Here is a 26,338-nt window from a genome sequence, read left to right as displayed (position 1 = left end):
ATATGAGTAACTACTACAACATGCCGAAACTCCCGACCGAGAACAGCCCGAAGGTGGAAATCTTCGTGGACGACAAGCCGGTGATGGTTCCTGGCGATACGAACCTCCTCGAGGCCCTCAAGGCCGTCGGGATTGAAACACCCCACGTATGTTACCATCCTTACCTCCCGGTATCAGGTAACTGCCGCCAGTGCCTGGTGGAACAGGAAGGTCCCCGCGGCCGCATGCTCGTGATTGCCTGCTACACGCCGGTTGCCCCGGGCATGAAAATCTACACGCCTGCCTCCAGCGCCCGCGTGAAGAACGCCCGCAAGGCCACTCAGGAATTCATGCTGGTGAACCACCCGCTCGATTGCCCCATCTGCGACAAGGCCGGTGAATGCACCTTGCAGGAAAACTACATGGAAGCGGGCCAGAACGAATCCCGCATGCGTCCCGAATACGGCAAGAACTACCACGGCAATCCGGCGCACCAGTTCATTGACGCCAAGGGCCAGCTCCGTGGCGGCAAGCATGTGGACTTGGGCCCCCGTGTGTTGCTCGACGAAGAACGCTGCGTGCAGTGCGACCGTTGCGTGCGCTTTATGCGTAGCATCGCAGGTTCGGAACAGCTGCAGCTCGCCGGCCGTGCCGACCACACCTACATCACCACGTTCCCGGGCGAAAAGCTCGACCACGAATACGACCTGTGCGTGACGGACGTGTGCCCGGTGGGCGCCATGACTGCGAAGTACTTCCGCTTTCAGAAGCGTGTCTGGCTGCTTTCCCACACGCCGACCATCTCGATGGACGATTCCCTCGGCGCGAACATCTGGCTTGACCATGCCGATGGCCGCATCTACCGCGTGATGCCGCGCTGCAACCCCGAAGTGAACCGCAGCTGGCTTTCGAACACGAGCCGCCTTGCGTTCCAGCAGTTCGACAAGAACCGCTTGCCGGCGATGGGCTTCCGCGTGATTCAGGAAGTCATTTCTGAAACCAAGTCTGTCGGGGGCAAGGTCGCCCTCGTCGCGGGTGGCGCCTGCACCATCGAGGATTTGGCTGCGCTCCGCATGCTCAAGGATTCCTTGGGCGACTCCGCCGAACTTTTCGGCGGGACTTTCAAGAAGGTCGGTGCCCCCGACGGCATCGCCATGAGCGGTGACCCGATGGCGAACCGCATGGGCTTCAAGCTGATGGGCGTGCCCGATGACAACCTTGCCGATCTCGTGAAACGCGCCGGTGAATTCAAGGTGCTCGTGACCGTGAACGCGGACCTCTTCGGTGAAGATGCCGCCGCGGCTTCTGCCTTGGAAAAGATTCCGAGCCGCATCGCGCTCTCGGCATTCAACGATGCGACCGCCGCGAAGGCGACTCTCGCATTCGGCATCCGCCACTGGAGCGAAATTCAGGGATCGATGGTGAACAGCCTGAACATCCTCCAGAAGCTGAATGCATGTCCGGTCTGCCCCGACGAAAAACTCCGCCCGGCCTACGAGGTGCTCTCGGAGCTTGCCGGAGCAAAGTTCGGCTGCGCATCCGAGGCCTTCAGACAGGCGGGCGCATACGCCCCGGCCCTCTCCGGCCTTACCTACGATTCTATCAAGAGCACAGGCAATCTCCTCGAAGGAGGTAACGCATAATGGATATTATCGAATCCAAAACCTGGGTGGAATGGCTCATCACGATTGCGAAGTTCGCCTTCTGCTTCGTGCCGGTCCTCTACATCCTGTTGCTGATTCCTATGGAACGCCGTGGCGCCGGCTTCATGCAGGACCGCCAGGGACCTAACCGTTCCTACATCAAGATTCCCTACTTCGGAAAGATCCGTCTGTTCGGCTACGTGCAGAACATGTGCGACGGTACCAAGCTGTTCTTCAAGGAAATGTTCGCCCCCGCGGGCGTGAACAAGGTGCTCTACTACGTGGCTCCGGCAATCCCGTTCGCCATCGTGTTCCTCTCACCCTGTGTGATTCCCTGGTTCGGCCCGATGGTGTTCGAATGGGGCGGCAAGATGGTCCGCATCCCGGGATCCATCATCGATTCCGACGTGGGCGTGCTCCTGCTGTTCGGTTTCAGCTCGCTTTCCGCGTTCGGCGCCGTATTGGCCGGTTGGGCGTCCAAGTCCAAGTACAGCTTCCTCGGTGCGCTGCGTACGAGTTCCATGACCATCAGTTACGAAGTGTGCCTCGGCCTCTCGATGATGGGCATCCTGCTCCTCGCGGGTTCCTTCAACCTGACCGATATCGTGACCTGGCAGGAACACCACGTGTGGGGCATTGTCGCCCAGCCGGTGGCGTTCTTCTGCTTCCTCATCGCGAGCATCGCTGAAACCGGCCGTGCCCCGTTCGACGTGGCCGAAGGCGAGCCCGAACTGGTCGCCGGCTACCATACGGAATATGGTGCCATGCAGTTCGGCCTCTTCTACATGGGCGAATACTCGCACATCTGCATCAACAGCTTCCTTATCGCGACGCTCTTCCTGGGCGGCTACGCGGTTCCGTTCGTGACGACCGAGACGATGCAGGCCCACATGGGCGGCTCGCTTGCGGTGCTCTGCGGCATCCTCGCGTTCCTCGCTCTCGCGTTCCTCCACATGGTTCACCGCTACTCGAAGAAGCTTGCCGCTACGGCCCAGACTCATCGCTTCGAGGTGCTCCGCGAATACAAGCTCTACAATATCATTGCGTGGGCTGCCGTTGCGGTGTTCGTCATCCTCGGCGTCTGCGCCTGGTTCTTCTACAATCCGTCGAACATGGTCGTGAACGGTGTTGCCGTGGGCAGCCTCGCGACGGCTCTCGGTACGGCGCTCATCCACCTGCTCGTGCTCGTGGTGAAGAGCGTCATGTTTTGCTGGGTGTGGATCTGGGTGCGCTGGACTCTTCCGCGCTTCCGCTACGATCACGTGATGAACCTCGGCTGGAAGATTATCTTGAACATCGCCCTCATCAACCTCGTGGTGACTGCGGTCATCGCTAAACTCGTAGGGGGTAACTAATGCGTGTTATTAGACAGAAACCCATGACGTTGGGCGAACGCCTCTATATTTTCGAGGCCCTTCGCGGTCTGTGGACGACTCTCAAGCATGCCGCCCGCGGCCTGTTCCGCTATGAGACTCTTCCGACGATTTCGTATCCGGAAGGAAAGCCCGAAGTCCGCAACACTTACCGTGCCAAGCATCGCCTGATGCTTCGCCCCGATGGCACCCCGCGCTGTGTCGCTTGCGGCATGTGCGCAGCGGCCTGCCCCGCGCACTGCATCTTTATCGAGGCTACGGCCAGTGACGACCCGCGTATCGAGAAGCGCGTGATGCGTTTCGATATCGACCACCTGACCTGCGTGTTCTGTGGTCTCTGCGTCGAAGCTTGCCCGGTGGATGCGCTCCGCATGGATACGAAGGAAATGGTCTTTGAACACCGCAACCGCGATGACTTTGTCGCCCACCTCTACGATCTCACCAACTGGGATCCGAAGGATTATCCGGACGACGAACAGAGTCAGGTGGCTCCCGGTGGAACCAAGAATGCCGAGGCCCTCAGGGTCTGGGGAATGGAGGTTAAGTAATGCTTGCCCTTATTTATTTCATCATTCTCGCGGTGATTGCTCTCGGTGCTGCTACCTGCGTACTGCTGAGCCGTCATCCTCTTTACGGGGCGCTTTCGCTCGTCGTTTCCATGGTGTCGCTCGCCGGCATCTACGGCCTTCTCGGTAGCCCCTTCCTCGGGGTCGTGCAGGTTATGGTTTACGCCGGCGCCATCATGATGCTCGTGACGTTTGTCATCATGGTGCTGAACGGTGCCCGCGATTCCCGGACGCCGATGTTCGACAAGGTGTCGCTCTTCATCATCCCCGCGGTTCTCGTGCTTGCGGCGCTCGTGGGTGTGGCTCTTGTCCGTGCCCCGCTCGGCTTCGATGCTGCGACAATCCGCGGCTCCGTGGCGGTGACGTCGGAAACTCTCTTTAACGTGGCCCAGGGCGGCCCGGGTTACTTTATCCTGTTCGAGGTGCTTGGCCTGCTCCTGCTCTCTGCTATGGTGGCGGCCGTGCTCATGGCCAAGAAGCGCCTCGGTTCTGTGGATTCTGAAAACGTGGAGGAAAAACACTGATGGAACTCCAACCCATTTTCATTCAGATTCTTGCCTTGGCAATCTTTGCCGTCGGCATCATTGTTGCCATCTCGCGTCGCAACCTGTTCTTCGTGCTGATGGGCATTGAACTTGCCTTGAACGCCGTGAATCTCTCGTTCGTGGGGTTCGCGAAGACGCTTCCTGCCGAAGCGAGCCTTACGGGCCAGATTGTGCCTCTGTTCTCCATCGCCATTGCGGCTGCCGAAGCGTGCGTGGGTTTTGCGATGGTCATCCTGATCTTCCGCAACCGCGAAAGCGTCGATGCGGATTCCTATTCCAACATGAGGGGCTAAGCGATGACAAATTTACCTTTGTGGCTCATTCCCCTGTTCCCCCTGCTGGGAACGATTCTCCTCGGTACGATTGCTGTCGTTTCTTCCGGTAGCAAGAAGGGCGCAGCCGAAAACATCGTGGGTGGACTTGCCGTCATTTTCCCGGCCATGTCCTTTGCCTGCGTGACGGTCCTGGCCTGTGGAATGCCGGAATCCGGAATCCGTGAAACCCTCTGCAACTGGATCGATTTCCCGCTTCTGCATGTGGATATCGGATTCCTGTTCGATGGGCTTTCCCGCATCATGCTCCTGTTCGTCACAGGAATCGGAACGCTTATCGCGCTCTACTCTATCGGCTACATGCATGGCGACCGCGGCTTCGCCCGTTTCTTCGCCTACATCAACCTGTTCCTGTTCAGCATGATCGTGCTTGTGCTTTCGGACAACCTCCTCCTCACGTTCTTCGGTTGGGAAGGTGTGGGTCTCTGCTCTTACCTGCTCATCGGCTTCTGGAACAAGGACCTCAAGAACTGCAAGGCGGCGAACAAGGCGTTCATCGTGAACCGCGTGGGCGACATTGGATTCCTTCTCGGAATGCTTTGCCTCCTCTCTATTGGCGGTGCCGCGGTCCTCAACTACGACATTTTCAACCAGTTCATGCAGATGATTCTGAACGGCGGCCATCTTGACTTGGTGTTCACGCTTCTCACCTTGACGGGTGTGTTGTTCTTCGTGGGATGCACCGGCAAGTCCGCGCAGATTCCGCTCCTGACCTGGCTTCCTGACGCCATGGCGGGTCCGACTCCCGTGTCCGCGCTCATCCACGCGGCGACGATGGTCACGAGCGGTGTGTACCTGGTGGCGCGCATGGGCAAGATGTTCTGCATGCTGCCCGAGGTTTTGCTCCTCATTGCGTTTGTCGGTATGTTCACTGCGCTCTGGGCTGCCATTACGGGCCTCTTCCAAAACGACATCAAGAAGGTGCTTGCCTACTCGACAATCAGCCAGCTCGGCTACATGTTCATGGCGGCGGGCGTCTGCGCGTTCGATGCCTCCATCTTCCACGTGTTTACGCACGCCTTCTTCAAGGCGGCGCTCTTCCTTGGCGCGGGTGCGGTTATCCACTCGCTGGCCGGGGAACAGGATATGCGCAAGATGGGCGGCCTCCTGAAAAAGACCCCGGTCACGGCTTGCGTCATGATTTTTGCGTTCTTCGCGATTGTCGGGTTCCCGGGTTTCGCTGGCTTCTGGTCCAAGGACCTGATTCTCGAAAAACTCGTTTCTAACGGCCCTGTCATTGCGATGCCTTTTGCTCTCGGCGGCTCGGTGAACGTGCCTGTTGGAATGATTCTCTATGTGGTTGGCCTTGCGACGGCCGTTATCACGGCGGTCTACATGGGACGTCTCATTATCATGACCTTCTTTGGTGAATACCGCGGAAGCAAGGAGAGCGAGGCCCATATCCATGAGGCTCCGGCCGTGATGCTCATCCCGATGGTTGTGCTCACGTTCGGTTCCATCTTCGCGGGCTACCTCTGGGCGGACATGATCGGCATTACGTTCTTCAAGGATTCCCTCGCTGCGGCCCTGGGTGGTGCCGAGGCGGTTGGCGAAAGCATCCTGTCGGTGCATCACGTGAACCCGGTGCTGTTCGCGGTACTCGGCACGCTGGCTGCCCTACTGGGTATGTTTATCGCCTGGCGCGTCTATGCGAATAAGAAAATTCCGACCCCCAAGGATTCGGGTGCTCCGGAAGGTTCTGCGGCGGCATGGACGTTCGTGTGGGACTACATCCATGTTGGATTTGTTTTCCCGGTGCGTGTGATTGCCTGGATTTGCGATGTCGTTGTCGACAAGTTCCTGCAGGCGTTCCAGTGGACGCTTGGTGCAATCGGGGAAATCCTCGGTGATGGCGCGAGTACTTTCCAGGTCCGCAGGGTGCGTCTCCAGCTTGCGCTCAGCATTACGGGGGTCGCGCTGATTGTGCTCGTCGCCCTGTTTGCCGAAGGCATCGTCGGTATTCCGGACTTTGTCTTTAAACTCATCGATAGTGTAAAATCTCTTCTCGGGAGGGTAATCTAATGCTTTTACATCTCCTCGTCTTTGCGCCGTTCGTTGCGGCCATCCTGATGGTTCTCAACTCCAAGGAGGACTTCAAGGCCTCGACGCACATGGCGATTCTTTTCGGGATTGTTTTTGCCGGCATGTCGGTTGCGCTGGTCGCTAATGGCAACATGGCGACGACCCCTGTCGAGTGGTTCCATATTCCGGGTTGCAAGGGCCCTGCCTACTACTATCTCTATAGCCATGGCCTGGGCGCCTGGATGGTGTTCCTGTCTTGCGGGCTTTCGCTGGTCGCCCTTATCTCGGCGCGCGGACACCTGGACAAGAACTACCGCAACTTCGCTATCGGCATTTTCGCGCTCATGGGTGCGATGAACGGAACGTTCCTCGCTGCCGACGCGGTGCTGTTCTTCTTCTTCTTCGAGGCCATGGTGATTCCCGCGGCGCTTCTCATTGCGGGTTTCGGTGGCGAAAAGCGGAAGCAGGCTGCGATGACGTTCGCGATTTACACGCTGGTGGGTTCTGCCCCGATGATGGTCGCTCTCTGGTACCTATTGACCATTGCCGACAATTCGCTGGTGCTTTCTATCGTGCTCGCGGTCCAGACGATGCCCCAGAGCGCACAGCTGCTTGTATTCTTGAGCTTCCTGCTCGCATTCCTCGTGAAGACTCCGATTTTCCCGTTCCACGGCTGGCAAGCGATAACGTATTCCGAAGCTCCGGCTCCGCTTTCGGCTATCCTTACTGGCGCGATGAGCAAGGCGGGCGTTTTCGGTTTTATCGCCTGGATGCTCCCGATCTTTACGCTTGATGTGCCACAGATTATGACGGTCCTGTGGCTTGGCCTTATAACCGCGATTTACGGGGCGCTCATGGCGCTCCGCGCGACTGACGGCAAGAAACTGCTCGCCTACAGTTCCATGAGCCATTTGGGCATCGCGGTTGCTGGCGTATTCAGCTTCTCCGAGTCGATGCTTTCGGCTGTCCTCGTGCTCCTGGTGGCGCATGGCATTTCTGCCGGTGTTCAGTACTTCTTGCTCGGGGTTGCCGAACGCATGACGGGGACTCGCAATATCGAGGAAATGGGCGGACTTTCGCATACGAATCCTGTGTTCGGATTCCTCTTTGGCGCTGCGGGCGTCCTGGCCCTCGCGGTTCCCGGTACGGCCGGGTTCATCGGGGAATTTGGCGTCCTCCTTTCTGTTTGGGACATGAACCCGTTCTGTGCTGGCGTCGTGGGCTTCTGCATGATCCTCTCGGCGGCCTACATGCTGCGCTTTATCCAGAAGGTCATTTTTGGAACGCCTGCCCGCGAATACAAGGAAGGCCCGCGTGCGAGCGCGCTTGAAGGTTTTGCCTATGGCGTGATGCTCCTGCTCCTCTTGGTGTTTGGTTTCCATCCCGCTTTCGTGACAAACGCTCTGCGTGATCTCAACGACTCCACGGAACAGACGGCGGCCATTGACGAAGAAGCCGCTGTCGATGAGGCTTTGCCCGATGCGCTTCCTGTCGAGGATGAAGAAGCTGTGGAGGCGGAACCCCTCGAATCGCACATCGCGACTTCTGCCGACGTGGCGCAGCTCGATTCTTCGCTGACAGCAGCCGGATTCTCTGAAGAGGAGAAGAAGGAACTGATCCGTCAGGTAATCGAAACCGAGGCCAATATGGCGAAGGCGACCGCAGCCGCTCTCGAAAAAGAACAATCTGCTCAACCGACCGTAAAGGACGAGGAGGCTTCCAATGACTAGTCTTGTGATGTTTATGCCGGTAATCGTAGTGGCGCTTGGCGCGCTGGTCTCGCTTGCCGCAGAACCGTTCCTGAACGACGAAAGCAAGCACAAGGTCCTTCCGTGGGTTGCTGCGGTGTTTGTCGCGCTTGGCATGGCGGCGTTTGCCTTGGTGAAGGTGGATTGCGTCTACGATCTGTTCGCGGTGGACCCGGTCCGTCGCTTGCTCGGTGTCTCTGTCCTCCTTTGCGCCTTGCTCGGCATTGGCGGACTCCAGTGGATGCTCGGCCGCGAGAAGATGAAGGGTGGCGAAGCCTACGGGCTCATGCTTCTCGCTTCTTGCGGTGCCCTGCTCATGACGCAGGCGATTGACTTCCTTTCCCTCTTCATTGCCATGGAACTCACGAGTTTCCCGGTCTATGCCCTTGTCGGCATTCGCCGTAAAGACCAGAATGCAGGTGAAGGCGTGTTCAAGTATTTTGTTTCGGGCTCCATATTCAGCGCCTTCTTCCTTTACGGGGTGGCCTTGATTTATGGCGCTACGGGTAGTACGCACATGTTCTCTGCAGTGCTTGAAGGCCGTGGTTCGATTTATGCGGTAGGTATCCTGCTTGTCGTGTTCGGTCTCCTGTTCAAGGCAGGCGCTGCCCCGGTACATTTCTGGGTGGCCGATGTCTATACGGGTGCATCCGTTGCCGTGACTGGCTTCATGGCTGCTGTCGTGAAGGTGGGTGCGTTAGCGGCTCTCGGCTCTGTATGGGTGGGAATCCTCGCGACCCGTGCCGGAGCTCCTGCTGCATGGAACCTTGCAGAACCGGTGAAGTTTGCATCCCAGTCTCCCGCACTTTATTACGTTGTCCTGGTTGTCGCTATCCTCTCGATGGTGATTGGCGCCTTCAGTGGCCTTGCCCAGAAATCCATCCGTCGAATTCTTGCGTTCTCTGCCGTGATGAACGCGGGCTTCATTGTGATTGGCCTCCTGCTTCCGAACTACCTCAAGGAAGGCTCCGTGCAGCTTGGCTCCATGTTCTTCTTCCTGGTGACTTACGCCATCGCAAGTGCGGGCGCCCTGACGGGAATTGCCTACCTTGCCGGTAAAGAAGACAAGAACGAAAACCTGGAAGACATTCAGGGTGTCGGCCGTCGCCGTCCGTTCGTTGCGCTCGGTGTTGCGGTCTGTCTTGCTAGCCTTGCCGGACTTCCGCCTGTCGCGGGCTTCCTCGCGAAGTTTGCTCTGTTCGCAGGAGCCTTCTCTGCGGGAATGACGGCTACGGCCATCTTTGGCTTTGGCCTTTCGCTCGTGGCGGCGGTTTACTACCTTCGAATCGCCTATGTACTGTTTGCTCCCCGCAAGGAACCTTGCCAGTGCAAGTGCTGTTGCCAGACGGATCCCCATTATGGTTATATGCTCAAGTTTACCGTATCGCTTGCTGCTCTTGCCCTGCTTGCGATGAGCGTGCTTCCGGCATCTGCCCTCATCGGCTAGTCTTTAGAGGATAAATCTAAAAGGGAATGCCCTGCCGGATTCGGCGGGGCTCCTTTTTTTATCTATCTTGTTGCACAAGAAAGGGGTTTGCGAAGATGATTTGTCCGGAATGTGGAGAACGATTTAATTTTTACGAGCCGCAGTGCCCGTGGTGCGGGGCTGCGAAGCCTGTTTCCGAAAAGAAATTGCCTGAGGCTGTCGAAGAATCCGAGAAGGTTGAGGAAAAGGAAGTATTCTTTACGTACAAGGCACGCAAACGCCATGGCGGGAAAGTACTGATGGTGGGCAAATATTGTATAGCACTCTTTCTCTTTATGGTCTTTGTTTGCATGCTCGGTCAACTCTTTAGGGAACCGATTACGAAGTATCTTCTTTTAGGCACTTTTATACCTCTTGCTGTATCTGTTGGTTTTTTCTTTGATGCCGGTTACTCCATTAAGGTCGTGCGCGAAATAAAATGTCGCAAGGACGATTTTGTGTTGTACAGGCTCAATGACGAGGCTGTCCTTCCGTTTGGCAAGACGGATATACTAAAAAAGAGGTACAGAACGGGGCTTTTCCGTCATATGTATGTTTTTGTTATTGACAAGGAAATCTTCTTCGTCGACGAACACGATTTCCCCGAAGTTGCCGAAACGATGAACAATCTTTATTTCGGGAAAGACTGAAATTTTTAAATTTGCAAAAAAAGGATTTATCATGGATAAGATTTATCGTTCGGGTATCGGTTTTGACGTTCACAAGTTGGTGGAAGGCCGCAAGTGCATTATTGGCGGGGTGGATATCCCGTACGAGAAGGGCCTCTTGGGCCATAGCGATGCAGACGTCTTGCTGCATGCCATTAGCGACGCCCTGCTGGGTGCCGCAGGCCTCGGCGATATCGGCACGTACTTCCCGGATACCGACCCGGCCTTCAAGGGCGCTGACAGTCTGGAACTGTTGCGCAAGGTGGGCGAGGAGGTCAAGAAGGCGGGTTACGAGATTGTCAATATCGACAGCATCGTGATGTGCGAACGCCCGAAGGTGAACCCGCACAAGGACGCCATGAAGGCAAACATCGCCCGCGTACTCGGGATAGACGTGAAGCAGGTCGGCATCAAGGGTACCACGACCGAAAAGCTCGGGTTTACGGGCAGGGGCGAAGGCATCGCCAGCCAGGCGGTCGCAATGGTAAGAAGTCTGTAAGGAAAAAGGCTCGGGGCACGAGGCTCTCGTTGTCCCTAATTCAACGAGTTTGGTTTACCATTTTTTTGGTGGTTAAATTTTACTTAATTTTTTCTATATTTTACGCCAGCTTTACAATCAACAATTCACCGCCATGAGCCCGAACTAGCTGAAAGGCAGCGACGATGATCCGGTAGTGGCGCTTCATAGGAAGGTCCTATAATTATGACTTGGATGGCGTTAAAAATGTTAGGGTGCCTAGCCCTGCTCATGTTCGGTATGAAGTCCATGAGCGAGGCTTTGCAAAAAATGGCCGGTCCGCAGCTCAGACATGTGCTCGGAACCATGACCACGAACCGTTTCACGGGGATGCTCACCGGCATGTTCGTTACAGCCTCAGTACAAAGTTCGACCGCCACCACGTTGATGACGGTCTCTTTTGTTAATGCGGGGCTCCTTACGCTCATGCAGGCCATCTCGATTATCCTCGGCGCCCACATCGGTACGACGGTAACGGCATGGATCATGAGCCTCGGGTTCTCGTTCAACATCGCGAACTTCGTCTACCCGGCGTTCTTCATCGGTATCATTCTCGTGTACCTGAACAAGAAGCGCGTGCTAGGCGAGTTCCTGTTCGGTGTCGGTTTCCTTTTCCTTGGCCTTACCACCCTTAAAGAAACCGGTTTTACCGTGGTGCAGGACCCGGGGGCAAGCGCGTCTATCAGCCAGTTCTTCGCGCATTTCAGCGAACCGAATTTTTTCAACTCGCTGTTCTTCCTCGTGATGGGAACAATCCTCACGTTGTGTGTGCAGTCTTCTGCCGCCATCATGGCCATCACGATGATCCTCTGCTCCACCGGCGTGCTCCATATTGACCAGGGCATCATGCTCGTGCTTGGCGAAAACATCGGTACGACGATTACCGCGAACATCGTGGCGCTTTCCGCCAATACGCAGGCTCGCCGCGCGGCCCTTGCTCACTTTACGATTAACGTGATAGGCGTTATCTGGGTAATCATCGTGCTCAAGTGGTTCCTCGCTGCCGTCTGTAACGTGGTTGGCTTCGACCTCTCCATCCACATGGGCGAACCGGGTTACGAAAAGAACCTTGCGAAGATTTCCGTGGTGCTCGCCACGTTCCACTCGGCGTTCAACGTCTCGAACACATTCATCCAGATTTGGTTCATCAAGTACATCGAAAAATTTGTTTGCAGGGTCATTAAGCCCAAGAAATCCGATGAAGAGGAAGATTCCCGCCTGCACTTCATTAGCTCAGGCCTGATGGGCACTCCGGAACTCTCGCTCCTTGAGGCCCGCAAGGAAATCAGCCTCTTTGCGACCCGCACTCGCAAGATGTTCAATTTTGTGCCTGACCTTTTGACAATGAAGGAAGAGAACGATTTCGTGAAACTGTTCGCCCGCATCGAAAAGTATGAAGGTATCAGCGACAACATGGAAATTGAAATCGCGAAGTACCTGAATCAGGTGTCGGAAGGCCGTCTGAGCCCCGAAAGCAAGACGACCATCCAAGCGATGCTCAGGGAGATTTCTGAAATCGAGAGCATTGGCGATGCCTGCTACAACATGGCCCGCGCCATCAACCGCAAGTTCCGCAGCAAGGAAGACTTTACCGAAGAGCAGTACGACCACATAAAGCATATCATGAACCTGTGCGACAAGGCGCTCGAACACATGATTGCCGTGCTCGACGACAACCAGCAGGTTGACCTGAACCGTACGTTGAACCTTGAAAATGAAATCAACGACTACCGCAAGCTCCTCAAGGGAAAAAATGTCGCCGATATCGAGAACCAGAAATACAGCTACCAAATGGGCGTGCACTACATGGACGTGGTGAACGATTGCGAAAAGCTGGGCGACTACGTGGTGAACGTGGTCGAGGCTCATGCGAACAAAAAATTCTCTACATAATCCCGCTTGCTTTGTGCGAATTACGGTACGAACCTTGTAAATACGGTGTCAAGAAATCTTTTGTACCGCAAGTTTTTCGTGCCAGTTTTTACAAGTAAAATTTGTGTAAAGTGTAGATAAAACCTTTGCGAAGCCGTTGCTTCAGGTATTGGATAAACGCTGTGGTCTTTTTATCTTGTTGTTGGGTAAATTGTGAATATGATTTACATAGTTGAAGACAATTCCGAAATCCGCGAAATGGAAGCCTACGCTCTCAAGAGTAGCGGTTTTGAGGTCAATGCCTTCGATTGCGGGAAAAGCCTGGACGAGGCTATCAAGACCCACATACCAGACTTGTTTGTCTTGGATATCATGCTGCCGGGCGAAGACGGTCTCAGCATACTGAAGCGCCTCCGCACGCAGGAATCTACTAGCAATGTCCCCGTCATCATGCTTACCGCGAAGAGCTCCGAACTGGACAAGGTCAAGGGACTCGATTTGGGGGCCGACGACTATATCGCAAAGCCGTTCGGTGTCCTGGAATTTGTTTCGCGCGTCAAGGCGCTGCTCCGTCGTTCGGGCATGGTGAATGTCGAAGCGGCTGAACCGAAAATTATTTCGCTCGGGGATGTGTCGCTCGACGAGGCCAAGCACGTCGTCACGGCGGGTAGCGAGAATGTGGAACTCACCTACAAGGAATACGAACTCCTGAAACTTCTCGTGTCACATCCGGGGCTTGTCTATTCCAGGCAGCAACTCCTGGAAAAAATCTGGGGCATCGATTTCAAGATGGATACGCGGACGGTTGATATGCACGTCAAGACGCTCCGACAAAAACTGGGCGAGCGAGGCGCGATTATCCAGACTGTCCGAAACGTAGGGTACAAGGCGCAATGAAGGACCGCATCCGCTACAGCCTGATATACATGGGAGTGATTGCGGCGCTCTTGGCGGTTTTTTTTACCGTGCGTGTATTTGAAGGCGAAATGGCGGAGCAACTCAAGGGACTCCTGCGCGAAAACTTGCGCCTCATTGAAACCTCGTACGCGAATGAATCGCTTGGGGGCGAACCCCAGAAACTTGCGAAATTTGCAAGCAAGGATCTCCGCATCACGCTTGTCGATTCGAAGGGCGGGATTCTCTACGACAGCGATGCCGAAGCGGCCAAGATGGAAAACCACAACGACCGCGAAGAGATTATCGATGCGCTCGCGAAAGGCGTGGGCGAGGACCTGCGTTACTCTTCCACATTGCAGGCGAAGGCGTTCTACTTTGCGAAGCGCCTGAATGACGGAAACGTGCTCAGGCTCGGCATGCGCCAGGCGAACTTGCAGAAGGTGTATTCCAAGACAATCCCGTATCTTGTCGTACTGCTTGCGGCCATTGTGGCGGCAGCCATCCTGATAGCCATCGGGCTCAGCCGTACCTTCGTGAGTCCGCTCAAGAAACTTGTGGATCAGCTCGGTACTCCCGAATGGATGAAAATCGAGAACGTCTACAAGGAAATTGCGCCCCTCGTGAATACCATCCGCAAGCAGGACTTGGAACTGCAGCTGACGATTGAACAGCTTTCGAACGAAAAGCAAAAAATGACTCACCTGAAGGATGAATTCACCGCGAATGCCTCGCACGAACTCAAGACACCGCTGACCTCCATTTCGGGCTATGCGGAACTCATCGAGAGCGGCTTGGCGAAACCCGAGGATGTCAAGATGTTCGCGGGTAAAATCCATAAGGAGGCAAGCCGCCTGCAGTCCATCGCGAACGACATCATCACGTTGTCGAAACTCGACAACCATGGTGGCGAACCGTTCGAGCTGGGTGAAAAGGTGAACCTCTGGAACGTTGCGCATTCCTGTGTAGAGAGCCTCGGCCTGAACGCGAGCAAGAAGTCTATCTCGCTTTCGCTGGAAGGCGAAACATCCGCAGAAATCATCGCGAACTCCAAACTGCTTTACGAAATGATTTTCAACCTGGTGGACAACGCCATACGTTACACGGAGTCGGGCGGCAAGGTCGTCGTGCTCGTGGAACAGGACTCCATTGCCGTGAAGGATACCGGTATCGGAATCCCGGAGGAATGCCAGTCCCGCATCTTTGAGAGGTTCTATCGTGTAGACAAGAGCCGCTCCAAGGAAACCGGCGGAACGGGTCTCGGGCTTGCTATCGTAAAGCACATCGCCGAAGTCCTCCATGCGACAATCCACTTGAATTCGATCGTTGGTCTCGGTACCGAAATCAAGGTCGGTTTTACAACCCTTTCAAAAACGAATAAGGTTTTATGACATTTATGATTCTCAAAATGATCGGTTGCCTTGCGCTGCTCATGTTCGGCATGAAGACGATGAGCGAAGGCTTGCAGAAACTCACCGGCGGGCACCTCCGCGCTGTCCTTGGCACCATGACCAAGCACCGTATCGGAGGCCTCCTCACAGGTACGTTCGTCACGGCCTCGGTGCAGTCTTCTACTGCTACGACCGTTCTTACCGTAAGCTTCGTTAATGCTGGCCTGCTCACATTGAGTCAGGCCATTCCTGTTATTATGGGCGCGAACATCGGTACCACGGCCACGGCGTGGATCATGTCCATATTCGGGTTCCAGTTCAACATGAGCTCGGTAGTGTGGCCCTTCTTCGCCCTCGGTATCATCCTTTCTTACACCAAGAAGAACTCGACCAAGAGCCTGGGCGAATTCGTGTTCGGTTTCGCGTTCATGTTCCTGGGCCTTACCACGCTTCGCGAAAATGCGGTGGCGATGGACCTGGCCCATAACCAGACTGTCATCAACTTCTTTGCGATGACCGGCGGTTGGGGCATCTTCAGCACGCTTCTCTTCCTGTTGCTGGGGAGCATCCTTACGATGTGCGTGCAGTCGTCTGCGGCCATCATGGCGATTACGCTCTTGCTCTGCAGTAGCGGCGTGCTCCCGATTTACCAGGGCATTGCGCTCGTGATGGGCGAAAACATCGGTACCACGGTGACGTCGAACCTTGCGGCCCTTTCGGCAAGTACGCAGGCAAGGCGCGCGGCCTTGGCGCACATGCTCTTCAACGTGTTCGGCGTGGTGTGGGTATTGATAGTGTTCCGCCCGTTCGTGAACATGGTGTGCAGCATCGTAGGGTTCGACCCGACGTTCGTACCGCATACCGAAGAAGAAGTTGCACAGGCGAGCGTCCGTGTGACCTACGCGCTATCTGCCTTCCATACGGCATTCAACCTCTGCAACGTGCTTATCCTCATCTGGTTCATCAAGCCGATGGAAAAAATCATCTGCAAGATTATCCGCGAGAAGGAAGACGGCGAGGATTTCAAGGTCAAGTTTATCAGCGCGGGCCTCATGAGCACTGCAGAACTTTCGCTTTTTGAAGCTCGCAAGGAAATTAACTTGTTTGCTGCCCGCACGCAGAAGATGTTCCGCATGGTGCCCGAACTGCTCGAGATGAAGGACGAAAATGACTTCGTCAAGCTGTTTGCCCGCATCGAGAAGTACGAAGGCATCAGCGACAACATGGAAATTGAAATTGCCAAGTACCTGAACCAGGTTTCCGAAGGCCGCTTGAGCCCCGAAAGTAAGACGAATATCCAGTCGATGCTCCGCGAAATTTCTGAAATCGAAAGTATCGGCGACGCTTGCTACAATATGGCCCGCGCCATCAACCGCAAGTTTAGAAGTTCCGACGACTTTACCGAAGAGCAGTACAACCGCATCAAGCACATGATGCAACTTTGCGACAAGGCGTTAACGAACATGATCGATGTCATTAGCGATGCTGTGACTGCTGACGCAAACCGTACGCTGAATATGGAGAACGAAATCAACGATTATCGCAAGCTCCTCAAGGAGAAAAACATTGCCGATATCGAATCGCAAAAGTACAGCTACCAGATGGGCGTCCACTACATGGACGTGGTGAACGACTGCGAAAAGCTGGGCGACTACGTGGTGAACGTGGTCGAGGCGCATACCAACAAGAAGTTCTCCTCTTAAAGACGGGAAACTGTAATTTTTCTATCTTGGGCATCAGTCAGTTCGAAACCCATCCTGACTCTAAACAAAACTAGGAGCCCCTATGAAAGACGCATTGCTCGTCCTGTCCGGCGGAATGGACAGCACCACGCTGCTTTATGAGCGTGCCGCCAGTATTGCACTTGCCGTTTCGTTTGATTACGGCAGCAACCACAACGACAACGAGATTCCTTTCGCCCGCTTCCACTGCGAAAAGCTGGGAATTCCGCATGTGACGATTCCGCTCAAGTTCATGCACGACTATTTTGAGTCGTCGCTGCTGTCGGGTGCCGATGCAGTCCCTGAAGGCGACTATTCTGCCGAGAACATGAAGTCGACGGTCGTGCCTTTCCGCAATGGCATCATGCTTTCTGTTGCGGCGGGCCTTGCTGAAAGCCGCGGCCTTGAGAAGGTGATGATGGCGAACCATTTCGGTGACCATGCCATTTATCCGGATTGCCGCGAGGAATTCGTGAAGAACATGTCGGCGGCGATTGCGGCGGGCACCTACGCCGGTATCACCATTGACGCACCCTATACGAATATCTCCAAGGCTGATATTGCTCGCAGGGGAAAAACTCTTGGCATAGATTATAGCGCGACCTGGTCCTGCTACAAGGGTGGTAGAATCCACTGCGGAAAGTGCGCAACCTGTCTGGAACGCAAGGCGGCTCTCGCCGAAGCGGGAATCGACGATACGACAGAATACGAGGCCTGATATGTACAGAGTCATCAAACGAATCGAAATTTCCGGAGCTCATAAGCTGTCGCTTCCGTACGAAAGCAAGTGCCGCGGGCTCCACGGCCACAACTGGATTATCACGGTCTTCTGCCAGTCCGAAACTCTTGACGAGAATGGGATGGTGGTCGATTTCTCGCGCATCAAGGAAATTGTCCACGGCAAGCTGGATCACCAGTTCCTGAATGACGTCGTGGATTTTAATCCGACCGCAGAGAACATGGCGCGTTGGGTCTGCGAGCAGGTTCCGCACTGCTACAAGGTTCAGATTCAGGAAAGCGAAGGCAACATTGTCGAGTACGAACGCTAGGGACAGGGCCTGCCATGAAGGTGTGCGAGATCTTTAAGAGCATAGAAGGCGAGGGCCTGCGCATGGGACAGGCCGCGGTCTTTGTGCGGCTTCACGGCTGCAACCTGCGGTGCGCCTATTGCGACTCGATGTATGCGGTCGAAGGCCATGACTACACACAAATGGATGTAGACGAAGTCTTGTCGGCTGTAGACAAATACCGTAGCGAAAGCGGGGCCGGTTGCGTGACGCTCACCGGCGGCGAACCGCTGATTCATGAAGGCGTTGACGAACTGCTTTCGAAGCTATGCGGTGCGGGCTTCGAGGTCAATGTCGAAACCAATGGCACAGTTCCCTGCAAACGGTGCTTCCCGTCGCTTTTTTATACCATGGACTGGAAATGCGGCAGTAGCGGGATGTCGGGCAGGATGCGCATGGAAAATATCGCGACGCTTGGAAAAAATGACGTACTGAAGTTCGTTGTTGGGAGCGTCGAAGATCTGCGCGAAGCAGAACGCGTGGTATCGCAGCTTTCGTTGCTGCGGAAAAGTCCTGCATGCGACATGCCTCATATTTTTGTCTCGCCAGTTTTCGGGACGCTGCCGAACGAAACAATCGTGGATTGGATGCTGGATAGCGAAACCATGACGCGGAATGGCGCCCGATTCCAGGTGCAACTTCACAAAATCGTGTGGGCCCCCGAACGTCGCGGCGTGTAGGCCCTGCTGTTATATTTGACATTATGAAAAAGACGAAAATCCTCTTTGTATGTCACGGGAACATCTGCCGTAGCCCCATGGCCGAGTTTGTCATGAAGGACAAGCTTGCGAAGGCGGGACTCGAGAATTTCGAGGTGGCAAGTGCCGCGACAAGTACCGAGGAAATCGGGAATCCCGTATATCCGCCCGCAAAACGTATGCTTGCAAGCCACGGAATCGATTGTAGCGGAAAACATGCGCGCCAGATGACGCAACGCGATTACGAATATTACGACTATATCGTGCTCATGGATAGAAATAACCTGAGAAATCTGCGCTGGATTCTGGGCGAAGGGCATGACATGTCGAAGGTGTCGCTGCTGATGGACTGGACTGGTGATCCGCGCGATGTGGCGGATCCGTGGTATACGGGTAATTTTCAGGCAACCTGGGATGACGTGAACGAAGGTTGCGAAGCCATCATAGAGAAGTTGGCAAACCGCCCGTCTCTTTAAAATTGCTATTTTTTGTCATGTAAAGTTCCTGCGCGAAGTTGTGCGGGATAATTGAAATTTAAATGAGGAATCTATGAGCGAAAATTCTGCTACCCGTCCTGTCCGCGTGCGTTTTGCCCCGAGCCCCACGGGCTACCTGCATGTGGGCGGCGCCCGCACCGCTATTTACAACTACTTCTTTGCAAAGCACATGGGCGGCACGTTCTACCTGCGTATCGAGGATACCGACCGCAAGCGTTACAACGAGACTGCGCTGCACGACTTGATGCGCGACCTCAAGTGGCTGGGACTTCAGTGGGACGAAGGTCCGGGTTGCGAAGGCGACTGCGGCCCGTACTTCCAGAGCGAACGCCTGGACATTTACCACCGCGAAATCAAGAAACTTTTGGATGCGGGTTGCGCCTACTACTGCTTCTGCACCGAAGAACGCCTGCAGGAAGTCCGCGCCGAACAGGAAAAGAGCCACGTGCCGGTCACGGGTTACGACCGCCACTGCCGCAATATCAGCCGTGAAGAAGCCGAAGCCCGCATTGCCGCTGGCGAAAAGGCTGTTATTCGCTTCAAGGTCCCGGAAACAGGCGTTACCGAATTCGACGACATGATTCGCGGTCACATCAGCTACCAGAACGAACTCCTGGACGACCTCGTGCTCATCAAGCGCGACGGTTACCCGACTTATCATTTTGCAAGCGTTGTCGATGACCACCTGATGGGAACGACCCACGTGCTCCGCGGCGACGAATGGATCAGCTCCACGCCGAAGCACGAACTCTTGTACAAGGCATTTGGCTGGCAGCCGCCTGTATGGTGCCACCTGCCGGTGATTCTCGACAAGAACGGCGGCAAACTCTCTAAGCGCAAGGGAGCCGCTTCCGTAGGCGACTTCCGCGACCTCGGTTACCTGCCGGAGACTCTCGTGAACTACCTCGCGCTCCTCGGCTGGAACCCGGGCGACGATCGCGAAGTCATGACCATCAAGGAAATGGTCGAAAGCTTTACGCTGGAACGCATCAACCCCAAGTCCGCCAGCTTCGACGAAAAGAAGTTGCAGTGGATGAACGGTCAGCACATCCACCTGTGCGACGACGCATTCCTCAAGGGTATCATGAAGGAAGGCCTGGCCGCCAAGGGTATCGACCTCTCGAAGGAACCGGAAGAACGCCTCGACGAAATCGTGAAGCAGCTGAAGCCCCGTGCCCACTTTGTGCAGGACCTGGCCGACATGGCTGTGTACTTCTTCGTGGCTCCGACGACCTACGACGAGAAGGGTGCGAAGAAGCACTTCGGCGAAGGCTCCAAAGAAGTGGCGACGCTCGTGCGTGACATGCTCGCTTCCATCGAAGATTTCAAGACTCCGGTGATCGAGAAGGGATTCTACGACCTTGCCGAACGCTCTGGCCACAAGGTCGGTGAACTCGTCGGTGCCCCGCGTCTCGCTGTGTCTGGCGTTACCGCAGGCCCCGGCCTTTGGGAAATGTTCGAAATCATCGGCAAGGACGAAGTCCTCCGCCGCATCGATGTCGCTCTCCCGTTGATGGGGTAATCTTCGCTGACCCATGCGAAATCTCTTTCCTCATAGGATCCATACGCAGAAGTTGTTCTGCTGCCGTTGTCGTCAGGTGCTCGATCACGGGGTCTATGCACGTGAACCTTATTCCACTTATGGAGGAATGAAACCGCATCTTCCGCTTCTCTGCATGTGTGAAAGGTGCTCGGCTGCGTTTGTCGGCTTTTCGAACGAGTTTGCCTTTTCGAGGCCGATTGATGCGGGCGATTACACCGCTGTGTATGGCTATAGTCGGATTTCTCCGGGAAATTGGCTCTATTTCAAGGAATCGGTCAAGCCGGGGAAGGTCAAAAGCTATTTCAGGACAAATGAACAAGAAATCATTGTCGTGAGCTATGATGGTGGCCAGGACATGAAATTTGTGTTCGACCATCCCGCTCCGGTTCGTGAAAAATCGGCCGAAGGCTATCGCCTACTTCCGGCGCAGAGCGCCCAGACTTTGCTTGGCGATAATATTTACCACACTTTGCGAGATAAGTTTGGTATTGCAGTCGGGCTCGTGAAAGATGGCGACAAGGATAAGTTGGCGACACTGCTCGAAGATGGTTCCGTCTTGTTTATAACGCTTCCGGAACAAGCCCAGAACATTCCTAACGACAAGTTGTCTGATATTGTTCTCAACAAGTTGCGCCAGCTTTTCCCGGATGACGTAAGCAGGGTCTCGGTGACGGTTGGACAGGGCGTTGTCTACTTGGATGGCCTTGTCAGGAGCGTCATGATTAAGCGCTCGCTTCGGGCTTGTATCAACAACATGCCTCGCGTTCGTGGCTGCGTTGACTTTACGAAGGTTATTGCGGAGCCTGGCATGACGGATAAGCGGATAGAAAACGAAATTTACATGTTGCTGGAATCCTTTGGACGAAATGTCTTTGATTACAAGGTAGAAGTAGCAAATGGAAAGGGTAGTGTGTCCTTGTGCTGCTTCGAAGGCCTGTGCCCTAAGGATTTGGAAAATAGGATTGCCGAAGTTCCCGGTTTGCAGGATTTGAACTTCTCGATGGTGTCGTTGCCGGAAAGGGAAATGCGGAATCGAGAAACCTGCCTGGAAATGGAACACAGCTATTCGTTGAATTCTTTGCTCCAGGGGGCCAAGATAAAGGTCTCGTTTGTCGATGACAAGTATTTGCTGGAAGGAAGGGTCCATTCGGCTTTTCAGAAACAGATTGCCCTTGTGAACGCGGTAAAGATGACCCTTTCGACGGCTGTGGAAAATCGCTTGCGCGTGGCTGGAAACTTATAAAAAAGGAGTGCCTATGGCTTCAGGATACGAAAAAATCAACCTTATTAAGAATAAACTAAAGAATCCGATGACCGTGACGCAGTTGGCCTTGGCGCTCGGGTGTGGCATCCGCACCGTTTTCCGTCATCTCGATGTCGTCCAGAAGGAAAACTGCGGTCTTCGCAAGTACAAGAGCGAGGGCGAGACCTTCTATGTTATCCAGCCCGACGAGAAGGTGAACTTTAACCAGAATATCGTCAAGCAACTCGATAAAATCAAGAAGACGATGGCTGCGAATTCCGCTCCCGAAATAAAGACGATAAAGCTTTTGGATAAGGTAATAAGCCTGCTGGAAACGACGGACCCGAACGAATTTAAGCCCGAAGCCATTTCGACAGACCCGGATTACGTGCTGGATTATGGCCCCTTCTGCGATGATAAATTGCAGGATGCGCTTGTCAATCGGGTTCTCAAGTCAATCCACAGCGGAACGGCCATCAGGATTCACTACCGCCATTCGACGGACCATTCCTCGGTCGCCGAAGAAACGAAGGAAGTCTTTCCGGTCAAGGTCATCATGCGCATGGACACGCTCTATCTTGTCGCGGGCGAAGTGGACGACAAGGGAAATCAGGTTTTCAAGAACTACCTTTTTGAACAGATTGACAGCGTGACGGAAACGAACCATGCGTCCCCGAAGTTTGCCTTTGATGAGAAAATGCATTACAAGTATGCTTTTGGCAAGTACACGGGGCGCGACAAGGTGGAAGATGTCTCGCTCGAGATTAGGACGAAGTGGTTGCAGACGCAGTTCGAACGCTCGCATTTTAATCCGCCGATTTCAAAGCGTTTCGACAGGAACAAGAACATGATTGTCGATCTGAAACTTCGCATTACCCCGGATTTCGAAAGTTGGCTGATGGGTGTCACCAACGATGTGCGTATTCTGAAACCCGCCTTGCTGAAGGAAAAGATTAAGCAGAAACTCAAGAACGCACTGTCTGATATGGACGCCTGAGATGCAAGAACATAACCTCTCCGATTACACCTTCGAATTCCCGAAGGAACTAATTGCTACCCGCACGGCGGGGAAAGGCAAGACGCGTATTCTGCATTGTCCCAAGGATGGCGGGCCGCGACGCATCATGAAGGCTCCCGAAATTGTGGAACTGTTCCGCCCTGGAGACTGCCTTGTGGTGAACAATACCAAGGTGATTCCTGCGCGCCTTTACGGTCACACGTTGCACGGCGGCGAAGTCGAAACGCTACTCGTACAGTCGCTCATTCCGGCAGAGAACGGTGATGCCCGCTATGAGGCGCAGGTCCGCCCGGGCAAGGCCTTTAAGATCGGACGCGAACTCGAAATTGCAGGTGTCAAGGCGACGGTCGAGGATATTCACGAAGATGGAGCCCGCGTGCTCCGCTTTGCGACGACCCCCGTGGAACTTGAAGCGGTGATGAATCGCGAGGGCCACGTGCCGCTCCCTCCCTACATCAACCGTCCCGACGACGAGGACGACAAGAAGGCATACCAGACGATTTTTGCAAAGTACTCGGGTGCAGTTGCTGCCCCGACGGCGAGCCTGCATTTTAGTGAACAGATGCTCGAGGACCTCAAGGCGAAAGGCGTGTACGTTGCCGAGGTTACTTTGCACGTAGGGCCAGGCACATTCCAGAATATCTCGGTCGAGGACTTTACCCAGCACAAGATGCACGGCGAGCATTACGAACTCACGAAGGAAAACGCCGAAATCATCAACAAGGCGAAGCGCGAGGGCGGGCGCATCGTTACCGTGGGTACTACGAGCACGCGCGTCGTGGAGACGATTGCCGATGCGAATGGAATCGTGAAGGCGCAAAAGGGAATCACGCACGCGTTCTTCTATCCTGGCTACCGCTACAAGATTGTAGACGGCCTCCTCACGAATTTCCACTGGCCCAAAAGTTCACTCATCCTGCTGGTGTCCGCATTCTACGGGCGCGAAAACACCCTCGAAGCCTACAGGATGGCCGTCGAGAACAAGATGAAACTGTTCAGCTACGGTGACGGAATGCTAATTTTATAACCGAAGGCGAAGTATTACTTTGTCGTGGCCGCATGAGCGGTCGAATGAAAAAGGAAAAGACATGAAGATTGCAGTTATCGGCGGTGCCGGCTACATTGGATCCCACACGACGCGTGAACTCCTTGACCGCGGACATGAGGTTTGCGTCTTTGACAACCTTTCGAGCGGTTTGGAACAGAACCTGTTCCCCGAAGCGGGCTTCGTAAAAGGCGATATCCTGCATCCCGATGAAATCGGCAAGTTCCTGAACGAATTCAAGCCCGAAGGCCTCGTGCACCTGGCCGCCTTCAAGGCCGCCGGCGAGTCGATGATCAATCCCGAGAAGTACAGCGTGAACAACATTACGGGTTCCATCAACATCCTGAATGCTGCTTCCGCTGCCGGCGTGAAGTATTTCGTGTTCTCGAGTTCCGCAGCCACCTACGGCGCCCCGAAGTACCAGCCCGTCGATGAGGAACACCCGACCGACCCCGAAAACTACTACGGCTACACGAAACTCGCCATTGAGGGGTTCCTCAAGTGGTACGATAAGCTGCGCGGAATCAAGTTCGCGGCTCTCCGCTATTTTAATGCCGCAGGCTACGATGTGAAAGGCCGCATCAACGGTCTCGAGAAGAATCCGGCGAACCTCATCCCGGTGGTGATGGAAGCGCTGCTCGGCAAGCGTAAGGAACTGCTCGTGTTCGGTAATGACTACGACACTCCCGATGGCACGGGCGTGCGCGACTACATCCACGTGAACGACCTCGCGATTGGTCACGGGATGGCGTTCGACTACCTGCAGAAGAACAACAGGAGCCTTATCGTGAACCTCGGCGTGCAGCAGGGGAGTTCCGTGCTCGACGTTATCCACATGGCTGAGAAGGTGAGCGGTCGCAAGTGCCCGTACCGCATTGTGGAGCGCCGCCCGGGTGACCCCGCGACGCTTGTGGCGAACCCCAGCAAGGCCCACGAAGTTCTCGGCTGGAAGGCGCAGTTCAGCGACCTCGAGACTCTCCTTGCGACGACCTGGAAGGCCTACCTCGCCAACGAGAAGTAGCTTTTAGGCTCCGGCTTTTTCCAGCAGCCTCTTCGCCTGCTTTGCGATGAGGTCGGAATCGTTCAGTTCAATTACCTTCTGCAGCCTTTTCACGCCTTCTTCGGGTTCTATCCCAAAGTTGACCCTGAGCTCTCCGATATTGAACAGGGCGCGCCTTGCGAGCGTTGCGTTCTTTTCGGATTTCAGACCTTTTTCGAGCAACAGCAGAGCCGTCTCGGTAAGGCCCTTCGCCTTTGCCGTGTCGCCCCATTCTAGCCACTGCGTGCTTGCGACATCGATGAACAGGTTCGGGTTCGTCATCCTTTCGGCAAATTTAGTGACGGTTTCCTTGTCGGCGGGCTGTTCCTGCAATATGGCTGTCATCGCCTGGCAAAGCAGCTGGCGTGCGGCGTCGTAGTGCCCCTTCTTCGCTTCCTGGAATCCTTCGTCCATCTGGTTCCGTGTCTTTTGCCTGCGCTCGGCGGCGAGGTTGCGGTTTGCGGTCCGGCGGAAGCGCTCTTCAAGGGCGTCTGCCTTCTTTTCGGCTTCGCTTTTCCTGCGCCTCGGAATCTTGAATCCGGCGAGGGCTCCGAGCCCGAAGGCGGGGATGGAGGCGGTTACCACGGCGGCGAAGATACCGCCGTTCACGAGTGCGTTAACGGCTGCGTCCAGGAGGGCGCCCATGATGGCGGTCCCGAGAACCCATCCCGGTATGGCGTCCTTCCTTTCATCGAACGCCGAGGCGCCCAGCATGAATGCGAGGGCGATGCTTGCGCCCATGTAACGGTCCATCGTGTAGTGGTCAAAGAAACTTGTAGAGGTCAGGATGTCGGTAACGAATCCTCCGGCAAAGATGAATGCAAAGAAAAAGCCGAGTGTGATGGCGGCTCCCCAGCGCTCTGCCAGCAGGAAATAGGCGAATAGGAAAAAGACTGCGAAAATGATGTAGTTCCAGGCGCTCGGGAACAAAAGCCAGCTGGTGAACAGCCGCTCGTATTCGCCGTCCTTGGGTACATAGGCGAGGCTGTATCGCACGAACTTGTCCGTATAGTTCTTGATGAACTTGTGACATTCGATTTCGAAATGGGCTTCCTTGGGGTAGAATCCGTGCTCGTCGGCGAATTTTTCCTTGCCGCCGCCGATTTCCCACCATTCGCGGAATTCCTTCCTCATGGCCGCCTTGCGGTCCTCGATGTCGAAGGTCTTTCCGGCCGAAAGGATTCTGTCGCGGTACTGCACGAATTCCTGGAGCTTCGTCTTTTCGTCGTCGGTGAGGCCCACCGTGCGGAACTGGGCGGCGCCTTCTTCGGCCCACCACTTTTCGAACGACTTTTCGATGTTGCTCTCGAGTTCCTTCTGGCTGATGACAGGGGAGAGGGCGGTCGCCGCATTGAAGATGCCAATGCCGAGGACAATGGCAATGACGATGTAATGGTGCACCCGGAGGCGCTTTGTGATTCCCTTGATGGTGTCTTGCAGGCTGCTCATAGT

24 protein-coding genes are annotated in these 26,338 nt (G+C 55.0%); 23 read left to right on the top strand and 1 reads right to left on the bottom strand.

Features of this window, described 5'->3' with window-relative positions; all coding sequences use genetic code 11:
- Positions 1–2: 2 nt before the first annotated feature.
- From B2952_RS10960 to galE, 23 genes are all read left to right on the top strand, one after another.
- Positions 3–1,622, top strand: coding sequence for a 2Fe-2S iron-sulfur cluster-binding protein (locus B2952_RS10960; RefSeq protein ID WP_290726388.1), 1,620 nt, complete (start codon positions 3–5; stop codon positions 1,620–1,622).
- Positions 1,622–2,977 carry a complex I subunit 1/NuoH family protein gene (locus B2952_RS10955; protein ID WP_290734305.1) on the top strand — a complete coding sequence of 452 codons (1,356 nt, stop codon included), beginning with the start codon at positions 1,622–1,624 and terminating at the stop codon, positions 2,975–2,977. The genes B2952_RS10960 and B2952_RS10955 overlap by 1 nt, the downstream gene beginning before the upstream one ends.
- A complete protein-coding gene (locus tag B2952_RS10950) occupies positions 2,977–3,543 on the top strand; it encodes a NuoI/complex I 23 kDa subunit family protein (RefSeq protein ID WP_173382703.1) in 567 nt (188 codons plus the stop codon). The genes B2952_RS10955 and B2952_RS10950 overlap by 1 nt, the downstream gene beginning before the upstream one ends.
- Complete coding sequence (locus B2952_RS10945) at positions 3,543–4,085, top strand: NADH-quinone oxidoreductase subunit J (protein ID WP_173382702.1); 543 nt, start codon at positions 3,543–3,545, stop codon at positions 4,083–4,085. The genes B2952_RS10950 and B2952_RS10945 overlap by 1 nt, the downstream gene beginning before the upstream one ends.
- Positions 4,085–4,399 (top strand): NADH-quinone oxidoreductase subunit NuoK, encoded by a 315-nt coding sequence (nuoK, locus tag B2952_RS10940; RefSeq protein ID WP_173366211.1) that lies wholly within the window; start codon positions 4,085–4,087, stop codon positions 4,397–4,399. Before B2952_RS10945 ends, nuoK begins: the two co-directional genes overlap by 1 nt.
- Positions 4,400–4,402: 3 nt before the next feature.
- The gene (gene nuoL / locus B2952_RS10935) at positions 4,403–6,460 is read left to right on the top strand and encodes an NADH-quinone oxidoreductase subunit L (RefSeq protein WP_290732402.1); all 2,058 of its coding nucleotides are present in this window, start codon (positions 4,403–4,405) and stop codon (positions 6,458–6,460) included.
- Complete coding sequence (locus tag B2952_RS10930) at positions 6,460–8,190, top strand: complex I subunit 4 family protein (protein ID WP_290734307.1); 1,731 nt, start codon at positions 6,460–6,462, stop codon at positions 8,188–8,190. The genes nuoL and B2952_RS10930 overlap by 1 nt, the downstream gene beginning before the upstream one ends.
- Positions 8,183–9,655, top strand: a complete 1,473-nt coding sequence (locus tag B2952_RS10925) for an NADH-quinone oxidoreductase subunit N (RefSeq protein ID WP_173382699.1) — start codon at positions 8,183–8,185, stop codon at positions 9,653–9,655. The genes B2952_RS10930 and B2952_RS10925 overlap by 8 nt, the downstream gene beginning before the upstream one ends.
- Before the next feature lie 95 nt (positions 9,656–9,750).
- A complete protein-coding gene (locus B2952_RS10920) occupies positions 9,751–10,323 on the top strand; it encodes a hypothetical protein (protein ID WP_290734310.1) in 573 nt (190 codons plus the stop codon).
- A gap of 31 nt (positions 10,324–10,354) precedes the next feature.
- Positions 10,355–10,840, top strand: a complete 486-nt coding sequence (gene ispF / locus B2952_RS10915; protein ID WP_290732394.1) for a 2-C-methyl-D-erythritol 2,4-cyclodiphosphate synthase — start codon at positions 10,355–10,357, stop codon at positions 10,838–10,840.
- A 201-nt stretch (positions 10,841–11,041) separates the two neighbouring features.
- On the top strand, positions 11,042–12,751 hold the full coding sequence (locus B2952_RS10910; protein ID WP_414655011.1) for a Na/Pi cotransporter family protein: 1,710 nt from the start codon (positions 11,042–11,044) through the stop codon (positions 12,749–12,751).
- 198 nt (positions 12,752–12,949) lie between these two features.
- The gene (locus B2952_RS10905) at positions 12,950–13,627 is read left to right on the top strand and encodes a response regulator (protein ID WP_073115163.1); all 678 of its coding nucleotides are present in this window, start codon (positions 12,950–12,952) and stop codon (positions 13,625–13,627) included.
- Positions 13,624–15,015: a sensor histidine kinase gene (locus B2952_RS10900; RefSeq protein WP_073115164.1), complete on the top strand. Its 1,392-nt coding sequence runs from the start codon at positions 13,624–13,626 to the stop codon at positions 15,013–15,015. The genes B2952_RS10905 and B2952_RS10900 overlap by 4 nt, the downstream gene beginning before the upstream one ends.
- Entirely contained in the window at positions 15,012–16,718 is a 1,707-nt protein-coding gene (locus tag B2952_RS10895; protein WP_349679823.1) for a Na/Pi cotransporter family protein, read from the top strand. The genes B2952_RS10900 and B2952_RS10895 overlap by 4 nt, the downstream gene beginning before the upstream one ends.
- Positions 16,719–16,800: 82 nt before the next feature.
- Positions 16,801–17,454: a 7-cyano-7-deazaguanine synthase QueC gene (gene queC, locus B2952_RS10890; protein ID WP_290734318.1), complete on the top strand. Its 654-nt coding sequence runs from the start codon at positions 16,801–16,803 to the stop codon at positions 17,452–17,454.
- Position 17,455: 1 nt separating this feature from the next.
- Positions 17,456–17,785 (top strand): 6-carboxytetrahydropterin synthase QueD, encoded by a 330-nt coding sequence (gene queD / locus B2952_RS10885; RefSeq protein WP_173382742.1) that lies wholly within the window; start codon positions 17,456–17,458, stop codon positions 17,783–17,785.
- A gap of 14 nt (positions 17,786–17,799) precedes the next feature.
- Entirely contained in the window at positions 17,800–18,483 is a 684-nt protein-coding gene (locus B2952_RS10880; protein WP_290734320.1) for a radical SAM protein, read from the top strand.
- Positions 18,484–18,506: 23 nt separating this feature from the next.
- On the top strand, positions 18,507–18,977 hold the full coding sequence (locus tag B2952_RS10875) for a low molecular weight protein-tyrosine-phosphatase (RefSeq protein WP_290734323.1): 471 nt from the start codon (positions 18,507–18,509) through the stop codon (positions 18,975–18,977).
- A gap of 73 nt (positions 18,978–19,050) precedes the next feature.
- Positions 19,051–20,520, top strand: coding sequence for a glutamate--tRNA ligase (gene gltX / locus B2952_RS10870; protein WP_290734325.1), 1,470 nt, complete (start codon positions 19,051–19,053; stop codon positions 20,518–20,520).
- Positions 20,521–20,647: 127 nt separating this feature from the next.
- Complete coding sequence (locus tag B2952_RS10865; protein WP_173382746.1) at positions 20,648–21,784, top strand: BON domain-containing protein; 1,137 nt, start codon at positions 20,648–20,650, stop codon at positions 21,782–21,784.
- 13 nt (positions 21,785–21,797) lie between these two features.
- The gene (locus tag B2952_RS10860; RefSeq protein ID WP_290734327.1) at positions 21,798–22,781 is read left to right on the top strand and encodes a helix-turn-helix transcriptional regulator; all 984 of its coding nucleotides are present in this window, start codon (positions 21,798–21,800) and stop codon (positions 22,779–22,781) included.
- A 1-nt stretch (position 22,782) separates the two neighbouring features.
- On the top strand, positions 22,783–23,829 hold the full coding sequence (queA, locus tag B2952_RS10855; protein WP_290732361.1) for a tRNA preQ1(34) S-adenosylmethionine ribosyltransferase-isomerase QueA: 1,047 nt from the start codon (positions 22,783–22,785) through the stop codon (positions 23,827–23,829).
- A 61-nt stretch (positions 23,830–23,890) separates the two neighbouring features.
- On the top strand, positions 23,891–24,868 hold the full coding sequence (gene galE / locus B2952_RS10850) for a UDP-glucose 4-epimerase GalE (RefSeq protein ID WP_173365721.1): 978 nt from the start codon (positions 23,891–23,893) through the stop codon (positions 24,866–24,868).
- A gap of 3 nt (positions 24,869–24,871) precedes the next feature.
- Here the strand turns inward: galE and B2952_RS10845 are convergent, their stop codons facing one another.
- A complete protein-coding gene (locus B2952_RS10845) occupies positions 24,872–26,335 on the bottom strand; it encodes a hypothetical protein (protein ID WP_173382749.1) in 1,464 nt (487 codons plus the stop codon).
- Between the last annotated feature and the right edge of the window lie 3 nt (positions 26,336–26,338).

The organism is Fibrobacter sp. UBA7003, assembly GCA_002449765.1.
Lineage (GTDB): Bacteria > Fibrobacterota > Fibrobacteria > Fibrobacterales > Fibrobacteraceae > Fibrobacter.
The sequence above is the reverse complement of the archived record's forward strand: the minus strand, read 5'-3'. Positions and strand labels throughout refer to the sequence as shown.

Coding starts and splice junctions, on each gene's coding strand:
- B2952_RS10955 (WP_290734305.1), top strand. CDS start 1,622: ATGGATATTATCGAATCCAAAACCTGGGTGGAATGGCTCATCACGATT.
- queD (WP_173382742.1), top strand. CDS start 17,456: ATGTACAGAGTCATCAAACGAATCGAAATTTCCGGAGCTCATAAGCTG.
- queC (WP_290734318.1), top strand. CDS start 16,801: ATGAAAGACGCATTGCTCGTCCTGTCCGGCGGAATGGACAGCACCACG.
- nuoL (WP_290732402.1), top strand. CDS start 4,403: ATGACAAATTTACCTTTGTGGCTCATTCCCCTGTTCCCCCTGCTGGGA.
- B2952_RS10845 (WP_173382749.1), bottom strand. CDS start 26,335: ATGAGCAGCCTGCAAGACACCATCAAGGGAATCACAAAGCGCCTCCGG.
- B2952_RS10960 (WP_290726388.1), top strand. CDS start 3: ATGAGTAACTACTACAACATGCCGAAACTCCCGACCGAGAACAGCCCG.
- B2952_RS10905 (WP_073115163.1), top strand. CDS start 12,950: ATGATTTACATAGTTGAAGACAATTCCGAAATCCGCGAAATGGAAGCC.
- B2952_RS10880 (WP_290734320.1), top strand. CDS start 17,800: ATGAAGGTGTGCGAGATCTTTAAGAGCATAGAAGGCGAGGGCCTGCGC.
- B2952_RS10930 (WP_290734307.1), top strand. CDS start 6,460: ATGCTTTTACATCTCCTCGTCTTTGCGCCGTTCGTTGCGGCCATCCTG.
- galE (WP_173365721.1), top strand. CDS start 23,891: ATGAAGATTGCAGTTATCGGCGGTGCCGGCTACATTGGATCCCACACG.
- ispF (WP_290732394.1), top strand. CDS start 10,355: ATGGATAAGATTTATCGTTCGGGTATCGGTTTTGACGTTCACAAGTTG.
- B2952_RS10950 (WP_173382703.1), top strand. CDS start 2,977: ATGCGTGTTATTAGACAGAAACCCATGACGTTGGGCGAACGCCTCTAT.
- gltX (WP_290734325.1), top strand. CDS start 19,051: ATGAGCGAAAATTCTGCTACCCGTCCTGTCCGCGTGCGTTTTGCCCCG.
- B2952_RS10900 (WP_073115164.1), top strand. CDS start 13,624: ATGAAGGACCGCATCCGCTACAGCCTGATATACATGGGAGTGATTGCG.
- B2952_RS10865 (WP_173382746.1), top strand. CDS start 20,648: ATGAAACCGCATCTTCCGCTTCTCTGCATGTGTGAAAGGTGCTCGGCT.
- B2952_RS10860 (WP_290734327.1), top strand. CDS start 21,798: ATGGCTTCAGGATACGAAAAAATCAACCTTATTAAGAATAAACTAAAG.
- queA (WP_290732361.1), top strand. CDS start 22,783: ATGCAAGAACATAACCTCTCCGATTACACCTTCGAATTCCCGAAGGAA.
- nuoK (WP_173366211.1), top strand. CDS start 4,085: ATGGAACTCCAACCCATTTTCATTCAGATTCTTGCCTTGGCAATCTTT.
- B2952_RS10875 (WP_290734323.1), top strand. CDS start 18,507: ATGAAAAAGACGAAAATCCTCTTTGTATGTCACGGGAACATCTGCCGT.
- B2952_RS10920 (WP_290734310.1), top strand. CDS start 9,751: ATGATTTGTCCGGAATGTGGAGAACGATTTAATTTTTACGAGCCGCAG.
- B2952_RS10895 (WP_349679823.1), top strand. CDS start 15,012: ATGACATTTATGATTCTCAAAATGATCGGTTGCCTTGCGCTGCTCATG.
- B2952_RS10925 (WP_173382699.1), top strand. CDS start 8,183: ATGACTAGTCTTGTGATGTTTATGCCGGTAATCGTAGTGGCGCTTGGC.
- B2952_RS10945 (WP_173382702.1), top strand. CDS start 3,543: ATGCTTGCCCTTATTTATTTCATCATTCTCGCGGTGATTGCTCTCGGT.